The sequence below is a fragment of the Streptococcus cristatus genome (assembly GCF_963529205.1).
Taxonomy (GTDB): Bacteria; Bacillota; Bacilli; order Lactobacillales; family Streptococcaceae; genus Streptococcus; species Streptococcus cristatus_O.
On the sequence record NZ_CAURYF010000008.1, the window covers coordinates 40,448 to 52,885 of the forward strand.

General features: G+C 43.3%; 12 protein-coding genes. All 12 read left to right on the plus strand.

Annotated features, from left to right (window positions below; genetic code table 11):
• Positions 1–58: 58 nt before the first annotated feature.
• The 12 genes from mnmA to RWS39_RS03165 all read left to right on the plus strand — a co-directional run bounded on the left by mnmA (position 59) and on the right by RWS39_RS03165 (position 12,078).
• On the plus strand, positions 59–1,180 hold the full coding sequence (gene mnmA, locus RWS39_RS03110; RefSeq protein WP_314480361.1) for a tRNA 2-thiouridine(34) synthase MnmA: 1,122 nt from the start codon (positions 59–61) through the stop codon (positions 1,178–1,180).
• Between the two features lie 21 nt (positions 1,181–1,201).
• The gene (locus RWS39_RS03115) at positions 1,202–1,519 is read left to right on the plus strand and encodes an SseB family protein (RefSeq protein ID WP_260470227.1); all 318 of its coding nucleotides are present in this window, start codon (positions 1,202–1,204) and stop codon (positions 1,517–1,519) included.
• A gap of 259 nt (positions 1,520–1,778) precedes the next feature.
• Entirely contained in the window at positions 1,779–3,686 is a 1,908-nt protein-coding gene (gene mnmG, locus RWS39_RS03120) for a tRNA uridine-5-carboxymethylaminomethyl(34) synthesis enzyme MnmG (protein WP_314480367.1), read from the plus strand.
• A gap of 292 nt (positions 3,687–3,978) precedes the next feature.
• Entirely contained in the window at positions 3,979–5,964 is a 1,986-nt protein-coding gene (locus tag RWS39_RS03125) for a DHH family phosphoesterase (RefSeq protein WP_314480370.1), read from the plus strand.
• 1 nt (position 5,965) lies between these two features.
• Positions 5,966–6,418: a 50S ribosomal protein L9 gene (rplI, locus tag RWS39_RS03130; protein WP_061909903.1), complete on the plus strand. Its 453-nt coding sequence runs from the start codon at positions 5,966–5,968 to the stop codon at positions 6,416–6,418.
• A 25-nt stretch (positions 6,419–6,443) separates the two neighbouring features.
• A complete protein-coding gene (gene dnaB / locus RWS39_RS03135) occupies positions 6,444–7,799 on the plus strand; it encodes a replicative DNA helicase (protein ID WP_314480372.1) in 1,356 nt (451 codons plus the stop codon).
• A gap of 1 nt (position 7,800) precedes the next feature.
• Positions 7,801–8,073 carry a Veg family protein gene (locus RWS39_RS03140; protein WP_005592064.1) on the plus strand — a complete coding sequence of 91 codons (273 nt, stop codon included), beginning with the start codon at positions 7,801–7,803 and terminating at the stop codon, positions 8,071–8,073.
• Positions 8,074–8,278: 205 nt separating this feature from the next.
• Entirely contained in the window at positions 8,279–8,902 is a 624-nt protein-coding gene (locus tag RWS39_RS03145; protein ID WP_314480375.1) for an HAD family hydrolase, read from the plus strand.
• Between the two features lie 407 nt (positions 8,903–9,309).
• Complete coding sequence (locus RWS39_RS03150; RefSeq protein ID WP_314480378.1) at positions 9,310–9,600, plus strand: thiamine-binding protein; 291 nt, start codon at positions 9,310–9,312, stop codon at positions 9,598–9,600.
• Positions 9,563–10,315 carry an ABC transporter permease gene (locus RWS39_RS03155; RefSeq protein WP_314480381.1) on the plus strand — a complete coding sequence of 251 codons (753 nt, stop codon included), beginning with the start codon at positions 9,563–9,565 and terminating at the stop codon, positions 10,313–10,315. The genes RWS39_RS03150 and RWS39_RS03155 overlap by 38 nt, the downstream gene beginning before the upstream one ends.
• A 42-nt stretch (positions 10,316–10,357) precedes the next feature.
• Positions 10,358–11,356, plus strand: coding sequence for an ABC transporter substrate-binding protein (locus RWS39_RS03160; protein WP_185774106.1), 999 nt, complete (start codon positions 10,358–10,360; stop codon positions 11,354–11,356).
• On the plus strand, positions 11,356–12,078 hold the full coding sequence (locus RWS39_RS03165; protein ID WP_314480391.1) for an ABC transporter ATP-binding protein: 723 nt from the start codon (positions 11,356–11,358) through the stop codon (positions 12,076–12,078). Before RWS39_RS03160 ends, RWS39_RS03165 begins: the two co-directional genes overlap by 1 nt.
• Positions 12,079–12,438: the final 360 nt, after the last annotated feature.

The window sequence follows — 12,438 nt, forward strand, 5'->3', positions numbered from 1 at the left end:
TCGTTGAAAGCACAGCACGACCTTCAATTGTGAAATAACGAAAAGATGGGAGAACACAATGAGTGATAACTCTAAGATTCGTGTCGTCGTTGGTATGAGCGGAGGTGTCGATTCATCAGTAACTGCTTTACTCTTGAAAGAACAAGGTTACGATGTGATTGGCATCTTCATGAAAAACTGGGACGACACAGACGAATTTGGTGTCTGCACAGCTACGGAAGACTACAAGGATGTAGCTGCTGTTGCAGATCAGATTGGCATTCCTTACTACTCTGTTAACTTTGAAAAAGAGTATTGGGATCGCGTTTTTGAATACTTCTTGGCAGAATATAGAGCTGGTAGGACTCCGAACCCAGATGTTATGTGTAACAAGGAAATCAAGTTTAAAGCCTTCCTTGACTATGCCTTGACACTGGGAGCGGATTACGTGGCAACGGGTCACTATGCTCAGGTGAAGAGAGACCAAGATGGCCTAGTCCATATGTTACGTGGTAAGGACAACAATAAGGATCAGACATATTTCTTGAGCCAGCTATCACAGGAACAACTGCAAAAGACCATGTTTCCTCTGGGGCATTTAGAAAAGCCAGAAGTTCGAGCGATTGCTGAAAGAGCTGGCTTGGCCACTGCTAAGAAAAAAGACTCGACTGGCATTTGCTTCATAGGTGAGAAGAATTTTAAAGAATTTCTGAGTCAATATTTACCAGCCCAGCCTGGTCGCATGATGACAATGGATGGCCGAGATATGGGACAGCACGCAGGACTCATGTATTATACCATTGGCCAGCGGGGTGGTCTTGGAATTGGTGGTCAGCAGGGCGGTGACAACGAACCTTGGTTTGTGGTCGGAAAAGATCTTAGCCAAAATATTCTTTATGTTGGTCAAGGATTCTATCATGACCATTTAATGTCAACCAGCCTTGACGCTAGTCAGGTTCATTTCACAAAAGAAATGCCAGAAGAATTTACTATGGAATGTACAGCTAAGTTTCGCTACCGGCAGCCAGATTCTAAGGTGACAGTTACTGTAAAGGGTGACAAGGCTGTTGTCAACTTTTATCAACCACAAAGGGCAGTTACTCCAGGTCAAGCAGTCGTTTTCTATGATGGAGATGAGTGCTTAGGTGGTGGCTTGATTGACAGAGCTTATAAGAATGGTCAAGTCTTGCAGTACATTTAAGTAGCTACAAGAGGAACGAGAATGTTTCAATTTTTTAAGAAAAAGACTGTTAAGAAGGAGGAACTTGAAACTCTTTCTGACTATAAGAAGCAGTATTTGCATGAGAAAACGACAGAATCTATAGAGGCATTATTTAAGGTATTAAAGCAATCTAAGGTTTGGGTTCCTTTCAATGCTTATCTAATGGATGAGAGTGAAGGCCAAGAGGGTGCTCGCCTAAAACCCGATATTCTGCAGAAGGGAGATGATTATTTCTATCCCTCTTTCTCAAACGAGCAAGAGATTCCAAAAGAATACTATGATCGCTTTTCTTGGTTGCAACTGCCTGTCACAGATTGATTGTTTGCAGTTGAAGGCAGAGGGAGATTTTCATTAAGAGGGATTGTTCTGGATGCATTCTCTGAATCTGTCGAGATTGATAAAGAAGCTTTTGAAGCAATTCGCCAATCTTAGTTGCTTTAGATTGACAATTTCGCTCAATTTGCTACAATAAGATAAGCAATACCTATGATGGTCAAAGCTCATGGATGTTGCAGGCTTTTTGTCCTGCACTTCTAGAGACTTGGCCTTTTTTGGTGAAAAAATGAAGGAAAAAGAGATGACACACAATTTTACTGAAAGTTATGATATTGTCGTGATTGGAGCAGGCCATGCTGGAGTTGAGGCATCGCTGGCTGCTAGCCGCATGGGATGTAAAGTTTTGCTAGCAACTATAAATATTGAGATGCTGGCTTTTATGCCTTGTAATCCATCTATCGGAGGGTCTGCTAAAGGCATTGTCGTTCGTGAAGTAGATGCTTTGGGCGGGGAGATGGCTAAGAATATTGACAAGAGCTATATCCAGATGAAAATGCTCAATACTGGCAAAGGACCTGCAGTTCGTGCTCTTAGAGCGCAAGCGGATAAAGAGCTCTATTCTAAAGAAATGCGCAAGACTGTTGAAAATCAAGAAAATTTGACTTTGCGACAAACCATGATTAATGAAATCTTGGTTGAAGATGGTAAAGTAATTGGTGTTAAAACAGCGACGCAACAGGAATATGCAGCTAAAGCTGTCATTGTTACAACTGGAACAGCCTTGCGGGGAGAAATTATCATTGGTGATCTCAAGTATTCATCTGGTCCAAACCATAGCTTGGCAGCCATTCCTTTAGCAGATAACCTGCGGGATCTAGGTTTTGAAATTGGTCGTTTTAAAACCGGAACGCCTCCACGTGTTAAGGCGTCATCTATCAATTATGATGTGACCGAGATTCAGCCAGGTGATGAAAAAGCCAATCATTTCTCTTACACGTCTCGTGATGAGGACTATGTGAAAGATCAAGTGCCTTGCTGGTTGACTTATACCAATGCAGAAAGTCATGAAATTATCCAAAATAACCTGCATCGGGCTCCTATGTTTTCAGGTATCGTTAAAGGAGTAGGGCCACGTTATTGTCCGTCTATTGAGGATAAGATCGTCCGTTTTGCGGATAAGGAACGCCACCAGCTTTTCTTAGAGCCTGAGGGTCGCGATACGGAAGAAGTTTATGTGCAGGGGCTGTCAACTAGTCTGCCAGAAGATGTACAGAAGGACTTGGTTCACTCTATCAAAGGTTTAGAAAATGCTGAGATGATGCGGACAGGCTATGCCATTGAGTACGATATGATTATGCCCCACCAGTTGCGGGCAACCTTGGAAACCAAGAAAATTTCTGGCCTCTTTACAGCAGGTCAGACCAATGGGACTTCTGGCTATGAAGAAGCAGCTGGTCAAGGAATTATCGCTGGGATTAATGCGGCCTTGAAGATCCAAGGGAAGCCAGAGTTGATCTTGAAGCGTAGTGATGGTTACATTGGAGTCATGATTGATGATTTGGTGACCAAGGGGACTGTAGAACCTTATCGACTCTTGACTAGCCGAGCTGAGTACCGTTTGATTCTCCGCCACGACAATGCCGATATGCGTTTGACAGAGATGGGACGAGAAATTGGTCTGGTAGATGATGAGCGCTGGGCTCGTTTCGAGATTAAAAAGAATCAGTTTGACAATGAAATGAAGCGCTTGGAATCCATCAAGTTGAAACCCGTCAAGGAAACCAATGCTAAGATAGAAGCGCTTGGCTTTAAAGCTCTGACAGATGCAGTGACAACCAAAGAATTTATGCGGCGACCGGAAGTGTCTTATCAAGATGTGGTTCAGTTCATTGGTCCAGCGGCAGAAGAGTTGGACCAAAAGATTATCGAGCTAATTGAGACAGAGATTAAGTACGAAGGTTATATTTCTAAAGCCCTTGATCAGGTTGAAAAGATGAAACGCATGGAAGAAAAGCGGATTCCAGCAAATATTGACTGGGATGATATTGACTCGATTGCGACAGAAGCGCGTCAGAAGTTCAAGAAAATCAATCCAGAAACAATTGGTCAGGCTAGTCGTATTTCGGGTGTTAATCCAGCAGATATTTCTATTTTGATGGTTTACTTAGAAGGCAAGTCTAGAAGCATTTCTAAAAATCAAGCAAGATGATAAGCTATCGACGTACTGTCTTAATAGATGGTGCGTTTTTTGTATAGTTTACAGTTTTGTAAACGAAAGTTGACAAAATAATCTCTTTATACAAAATAGAGTTTACAGATGTTGTAAATCATTAAAACTTTTATGTTTACAAGATTTACATAGATTGAAAGCGATTCACAAGTTCTTATCCGAAAAGAATTCTAGCGACTTGACTCTGTCTTGCTTTACAAGTGTCCAAGGGCAGTGAAAACTCGCTTTTTTTAAGAAAATATGGTAAAATGGCGCAATAAGAGGTTTTTTAATGAAAAAAATTCGTTTTGCCCCAAGCCACTTGGCAATAGCGGGGGTTACTTCCTTTATCATATTAGCTATTTGTTTGCGCCTTTTTGGTGACAGTTTTGCTATGCTGGCTTCTCTTTTCATAGTGCTGGCGCTTTTGATTGGGCTATTTATTCAGCAGCAAAGAGTGACTGAATTGGACGAGCTTGATCAGATTCGCTATGTCAATCATCAAGCAGAAGGAAGTTTGGCTTCCTTATTGGATAAGATGCCAGTTGGTGTGATTAAAATCAATGAAAATAGTGGAGATGTGGACTGGTTCAATCCTTATGCTGAATTGATTTTTACAACGGATGATGGGGAGCTAAATAGTGATCTCCTGCAGGAAATTATTCACCTTGCTGCTTCGAAATCGGGTAGCTACGCAACAGTAGGAGACAATCAATATTCTGTTTATTTTGATTCAGCTTCTAGTGTCCTGTACTTTTTTGATGCATCAAGTGAGTATGAAGCAACAGTTGGGCTCGTTACGACACGACCAGTTATCGGTGTTGTCTCAGTTGATAATTATGATGATTTGGAAGATGCTGTATCAGATTCAGATATTAGTCATATCAATAGTTTTGTAGCTAACTTTGTAGCAGAGTTTTCTGAGCAATTTCATATGTTCTACCGTCGGGTGGGGATGGATCGTTATTATCTTTTCACGGATTATACGGTTTTGGAACAACTGATGGATAGTAAATTTTCGATCATTGATCAATTTCGGACAGAAGCCAAGAATCGAAAACTTCCTCTGACGCTTAGTATGGGCTTTTCTTACGGGGATGGTAAGCATGATGAAATTGGTAAGATTGCCCTCCTTAATCTTAACCTAGCTGAGGTCCGGGGTGGTGACCAAGCGGTTGTCAAAGAGAATGACGAGACCAAGAATCCAGTATACTTTGGTGGTGGAACGGCTGCATCTGTCAAACGTACACGCACGCGTACGAGGGCTATGATGGCAGCTATTTCAGATAAAATCAAGAGTGTAGATCAGGTGTTTGTGGTTGGTCATCGCAATCTTGATTTGGATGCCTTAGGTTCCGCGGTGGGTATGCAGCTTTTTGCCAGCAATATCATTGAGAAAGCCTATGTTGTGTATGATGACCAACAGATGGGCTCAGACATCTATCGCTCCATTCAAAAATTGACGTCGGAAGGCGCTGATTATCTTTTGTCGATTTCGGAAGCCATGAACCGAGTAACCAGTCGTTCGCTCTTGATAATGGTGGACCACTCGAAGCTGGCCTTAACGCTTTCAAGGGAATTATTTGACCGATTTAGTCAGACGATTGTGGTGGATCATCACCGCCGTGATGAGGATTTCCCTGAAAATGCAGTTATCGCCTATATCGAAAGTGGGGCCAGCAGTGCCAGCGAATTGGTAACGGAGCTGATTCAGTTTCAAAATTCCAAGAAGAATCGCCTGAATAAAATTCAAGCCAGCCTGCTTATGGCTGGGATTATGCTGGATACCAAGAAGTTCACTTCCAGAGTGACCAGTCGAACCTTTGATGTAGCCAGTTATTTGCGGGCTCGGGGCAGTGATAGTGTCGTCATTCAGGATATTTCTTCTACGAATTTTGAAGAGTATCGAGCAGTCAATGAGCTGATTTTGAATGGTAAGAAGCTTTTGCCAAATGTGATTGTAGCAGCGGGTCCTGAAAATGCCAGCTATGATACAGTCGTCATTAGCAAGGCAGCTGACACCATGCTTGCCATGTCGGGCATTGAAGCAACATTTGTAGTTAGCAGAAATACTGAGGGTTACGTATCCATTTCAGCTCGTAGTCGCAGCAAGATCAATGTTCAGCGGATTATGGAGAAAATGGGTGGTGGCGGCCACTTTAATCTAGCAGCAGCGCAAGTTAGCGATCAAACGGTTGCTGAAGTCACTCAACGTCTAAATCAAGAGATTATGGATCAAGTGATGGATAATGAGGAATCAATAGAAAAGGAGAAATAAAATGAAAGTCATTTTTTTAGAGGATGTAAAAGGAAAAGGGAAAAAAGGGGAAATCAAGGAAGTGCCTACTGGCTACGCTCAAAATTTCCTGATTAAGAAAAATCTGGCTAAGGAAGCCAATGCACAAGCTATCGGTGAGCTGAGAGGAAAGCAAAAATCTCAGGAAAAGGCTCATGCAGAGATGGTGGCAGAAGCTCAAGCTATTAAGGCTAAGTTGGAAGAAGAAACAACGGTTGTTGCTTTTACAGAGAAAGTCGGACCAGACGGACGCACTTTCGGTTCGATTACTAACAAAAAAATTGCTGATGAACTACAAAAGCAATTTGGCCTAAAAATTGACAAACGGAATATCAAGGTTGATTCTCCCATTCGTTCGATTGGTTTGATTGATGTTCCTGTAAAGATTTACCAAGACGTGACAAGTGTGATTCGCCTGCGGGTTACGGAAGGGTAAAAAGTATTAAAGGAAGGATTCACCTATGGCAGAGATTGATGAGTTGCGAGCTCAGCCTCAAGATATTTTAGCAGAGCAGTCTGTACTAGGGGCCATTTTCATCGATGAGAGCAAACTGGTCTTTGTCCGTGAATATATTGAGCCTGGGGATTTCTTTAAATATGCCCATCGTCTGATTTTTAAGGCCATGATTGACTTGGCGGATCGTGGGGATGCTATCGATGCGACCACCGTTCGCAATATTTTGGATAGCCAAGGAGACTTGCAGAATATTGGCGGACTAAGCTATCTGGTGGAGGTCGTTAACTCTGTGCCGACTTCTGCCAATGCAGAGTACTATGCCAAGATCGTTTCTGAAAAAGCAATCTTACGCCGCCTGATTTCACGTTTGACAGAATCCATCAACCAAGCCTATGACGGTGAGAGACCATCCGAGGAAATCATTGCAGGAGCAGAAAAGGCTCTGATTGATGTCAGTGAAACGGCCAGCCGCAGTGGGTTTAAAAATATTCAAGATATTCTAAATCTTAACTTTGCTAATCTAGAAGCCCGTTCTCAGCAAACTACTGATATTACAGGGATTGCGACGGGTTACCGTGAGTTGGATAAGATGACGACGGGCTTGCACGAAGAAGAGTTAATCATACTAGCTGCTCGTCCAGCAGTCGGTAAGACAGCCTTTGCCCTCAATATTGCTCAGAATATCGGGACTAAGCTGGATAAGACAGTGGCTATCTTCTCCCTAGAAATGGGGGCAGAGAGCCTGGTCGACCGGATGCTGGCTTCAGAAGGAGTGATTGATTCTCACTCTATCCGTACGGGGCAATTGACAGATGAAGAGTGGCAGAAATATACCATTGCGACAGCGAATCTGGCCAATGCTAGTATTTATATTGATGACACGCCAGGGATTCGGATTACGGAGATTCGTTCGCGGGCTCGTAAGCTGTCTCAAGAGACAGGCAATCTTGGCCTGATTTTGATTGACTACCTGCAATTGATTACAGGAACGGGTCGTGAAAATCGCCAGCAGGAAGTTTCGGAAATTTCCCGCCAGCTTAAGATTTTAGCAAAGGAACTCAAGGTGCCGGTTATTGCGCTGAGTCAGCTCTCGCGTGGCGTGGAGCAACGGCAGGACAAGCGCCCAGTACTGTCTGATATTCGGGAGTCTGGGTCTATTGAGCAGGATGCGGATATCGTAGCCTTTCTTTACCGAGACGACTATTATGAACGGGCCGGTGAGGAAGAGGAAGGCATTCCGAACAACAAGGTTGAAGTCATTATTGAGAAAAACCGGAGCGGGGCGCGTGGTACGGTTGAGCTGATTTTCCAAAAAGAATATAATAAATTTTCAAGTATTTCTAAAAGAGAGGATGTATAGTATGAGTGATGCATTTACAGATGTAGCAAAAATGAAGAAAATCAAGGAGGACATCAAGGCTCACGAGGGGCAGATGGTAGAGATGACCTTGGAAAATGGCCGTAAGCGCCAAAAGAGCAAACAAGGTCGCTTGATTGAAGTTTATCCTTCTCTATTTATCGTTGAGTATGAAAATGAAGGAGGCCAACCAGGTGAAATTGCTAACACCTATGTGGAGTCCTACACTTACTCAGATATTTTGACAGAGAAAAATTTAATTCGCTATTTTGACTAAGAATAATAGGTGATTCCAGAACTTTGTATTGTTTCCTAGAGTTGGGCAAAACCCAACTTTGAGGAACAGTTCATTTCTGGGATTTTTCTTAACCTAAACATGCTATATTAGGGATAGTCAAGATAGGTTGGAATGGCAGATTTGCAGTGGCATGAGCTAGAATTTACGAAAGCTTCTATTAAAAGGGAAAGTGCTGGTGAAGGAAATGATAAAAAACTTGGTTTTTGACTTAGGAAATGTCTTGATTGAATGGAATTCTGAGAAAATCTTGACCTCTTTTGAACCTGAGAAAGAGCGGCGACAGCTTCTTAGACAGGTCATTTTTGAGTCGGGTGTCTGGCATCAAACAGACAAGGGAGAGTTGAGCTTGAAAGAAGCCTGTGACGAAGGACTAGCTCAGCTGGAAGATTCGTATCATTCTGCTGTTCAGAATATCTTCTACAATTGGTATGAGGTTGTGGAGGTTTACAGTGGTTTACAGGAGCAGATTGGCTTATGGGCTGATCAAGGCTATCGCATTTACATCCTGTCAACTACTTGCGAGATTTTTTATCATATTGAAAAAGCTGGTTTGCTACCCATCTATCCACTACTGTCGGGCTATATTCTTTCCTCAGAAGTCGGGGTTGTCAAGCCAGAGCCAGAGATTTATCAAAAACTGCTGAAAAAGTACGAGATTGATCCGACAGAATCCGTTTTCATTGACGATATTCAGGCTAACTTGGATACGGCAGCTGAACTGGGTTTTGAAACCATCTTATCCATAAGTGAGTCAGAGAATATCAGGGCTATGGAGTCTTTGTTGGCTGCGAAAGGAGAGTTTGCCTGATTGATGATCGTTTGATTCACTTGTAGTTGAAAAGTAGTGAGTCCAAGCTCCAATCTTGACATTTGCTGATGATTGCGTTATCATAATCCTATATATGGGAGTCTGTGTACAGTCTGAGAGGAAGTGTAAGCTTCGACCGCACCTGATCTGGGTAATGCCAGCGTAGGGAATTGTATTTGTAAAGACCTTGTGGTTTTGCTAAAATGGGGAGTTATTCGCCAAGTTAGTTTACTGATGCATGCAGCACCTTTTCCATATTGGGGAAGGTGTTTTTGTATGGAAAGCAAAGTGTTTATAAAGGGAGCTCGCTGTCTTTTTGTTTAAATGCCAAGTTATTTTCTTGTGAATTTTAATCCTATCTGCATACATTATTCTCAGATGAAACATGAAAGTAAGGAGGTGAAGAGATGAAAGCCAGTATTGCTTTACAAATTCTTCCTTTGTCACATGATGTGAATCGTTTGGCAGTCATAGAGGAAGTGATTGAGTTTTTGCAAAAACAGCCAGTGAAGATGGTCGTGACGCCTTTTGAGACCGTTCTAGAAGGGGAATGGGAGACTTTATTTCCTATTCTACAGCAGGCGATTGAGCTTGCAGGCACTCAGGCAGACAATGTTTTTGCTAATGTGAAAATAAACTATGGAAAGATTTTAAGTATTGATGAAAAACTTGAAAAATATCCTGCGCCAGCAGATTAGCCTTTTGGGTATGCTGGGAATTCTTGTCATCTGGCAGGTCATGGGCTGGCTTAAGCTCTTGCCCAAGTTTATCCTGCCGACACCTCTGGAAATCGGTCAGGCCTTTATCAGAGATGCTGGCTTTCTAGCAAGTCATAGCTGGGCCACCTTAAAAGTAGCCTTGCTGGGGTTAGTCTTGGGCGTCATCTTGGCTTGTATACTAGCTATACTCATGGACAGCATGAGCTGGCTCAATGATTTGATTTATCCCATGATGGTCGTGGTGCAGACGATTCCGACCATTGCTTTGGCGCCAATTTTGGTTCTCTGGCTGGGTTATGGGATTTTGCCCAAGATTGTGCTGATTATTCTGACGACGACTTTTCCGATTATCGTCAGTATTCTGGATGGTTTTCGGCATTGTGATCGGGATACTCTGACGCTCTTTGAGCTCATGCAGGCCAATCGCTGGCAGATTCTCTGGCATTTTAAGATTCCGACCAGTTTGCCCTATTTCTATGCGGGCTTGCGTGTCAGTGTCTCCTATGCCTTTATCACGACCGTAGTTTCTGAATGGCTGGGTGGTTTCGAAGGTTTGGGTGTTTACATGATTCAGTCTAAGAAACTTTTCCAGTACGACACCATGTTTGCTATTATCATATTGGTTTCGGTTATCAGTCTTCTGGGGATGAAGCTGGTGGCTATCAGTGAAAAATATGTCATTAAATGGAAATAAGAGCTCAGCTCTGCTATTTCCAAAAAAGAAAAGAGGATTATAATGAAAAAAACTTATAAAATGTTGCTGGCAGGCTTGGCTGCCGTTTCTATCTTTGGCCTAGCGGCTTGCAGCAAGTCAGGCTCAGAGTCTGCTAGTAAGGACAAAAAGATTGATTTTATCCTAGATTGGTCACCAAACACCAACCATACCGGCCTTTATGTGGCTCAGGAAAAGGGCTACTTCAAGGAAGCAGGTGTGGATGTGGATATCAAGTTGCCGCCTGAAGATAGCAGTTCGGATTTGATTATCAACGGCAAGGCACCTTTTGGTATTTACTTCCAGGACTCTATGGCTAAAAAACTGGATAAGGGCGCAGAAATCACAGCTGTCGCGGCTATTGTAGAGCATAATACTTCGGGCATTATTTCCAAAAAATCTGCTGGGATTACAAGCCCTAAGGATCTGGCTGGCAAGAAATACGGTACTTGGAATGATCCAGTGGAGCTAGGCATGCTCAAAACTTTGGTCGAAAGCCAAGGCGGTCAGTTTGATGCGGTAGAAAAAGTTCCCAACAACGATTCCAACTCTATTACGCCGATTGAAAATGGCTTGTTTGATGCGGCCTGGATTTATCATGGCTGGGACGGCATCATGGCTCAGACTCAGGGCATGGATACTAATTTCTTTTACATGAAGGACTATGTAAAGGAGTTTGACTATTATTCTCCGGTCATCATTGCCAATAATGACTATCTGAAGAAGAATCCGGACGAGGCGAAAAAGGTCCTGCAGGCCATCAAGAAGGGCTATCAATACGCCATGGAGCACCCTGAAGAAGCAGCGGATATTTTAATCAAGCATGCGCCAGAGTTGAAAAGCAAGCGCGACTTTGTCTTGGCTTCGCAAAAATATCTGTCCGAGCAATATGCATCGGATAAGGACAAGTGGGGTCAGTTTGAGGCTAGCCGCTGGAATGCCTTTTACAAATGGACTAAGGACAATGGCATCGTGAACAATGACTTGAGTGACAAGGGATTTAGCAACGATTATATAAAATAATGACAGAAATTAAACTTGAAAATGTAAGCTATGCTTATGATGAGCAGCAGATTTTGAAAGATATCAGCCTAGAGGTAGAAGCAGGCCAGGTCGTAGCAATTTTGGGACCTAGTGGAGTCGGGAAAACGACCCTCTTTAATCTGATTGCTGGGATTTTGGAGGTCCAGTCGGGCCGGATTGTCCTAGATGGGCAGGAAAATCCCAAGGGCCGGGTGAGTTATATGCTGCAGAAGGACTTGCTGCTGGAGCACAAGACGGTGCTGGGCAATGTCATCTTGCCCCTCCTCATCCGAAAGGTATCCAAAAAGAAAGCGACGGAGCAGGCAACTCAGATTTTGAAGGAGTTCGGGCTCTTTGATGTGGCAAATAAGTATCCACATGAACTAAGCGGGGGGATGCGGCAGCGCGTGGCTCTGCTGCGGACCTATATGTTCGGCCACAAGCTATTTCTTCTGGACGAGGCCTTTAGTGCTCTGGATGAGCTGACCAAGATGGAGCTGCACGCTTGGTATCTGGACATTCACCGCAGGTTGGGGTTGACGACTCTTCTCATCACGCATAGCATTGAGGAAGCTCTGGCTCTCAGTGACCGCATCTATATTCTGAAAAATTGGCCTGGACAAATCGTGGCAAACCTCCAACTGACCTGGTCAGACAGCGAGGATAAAGAACTGCAGAAGCTGCGATACAAGCAAGAGATTTTGAAGCTTTTGGGGCTGTGAGTTGCCTTGTTTTCTAAAAATGACTTTAGAGAGTGGGACAGAAATCGGTAATTCGTTAGAATTCGATTTCGTCGTCCCACCTCCGCACAGTTGAGTAGGGCTGTAAAAGCTGATGAAATCAGCGTAATAGAGCCCACTCAACCACTGCGTCTTGCTCGACAATCCAAAGACAATTGAGAGGCTAGGACTTTTGTCCCAGACTCTTTTTGTTTATTCCCCTTTACTTTTGACTTTATTCATGGTACAATAACCTTTGTGTGAAATAGCAGCAGGAAAGCATGAAGCTCGTCAACAGGTGTCTTATAACAAGTAACCTTGGCTGTTTAGGCGAAGGGCATCTGCACGAATCAGGGCTTTCTA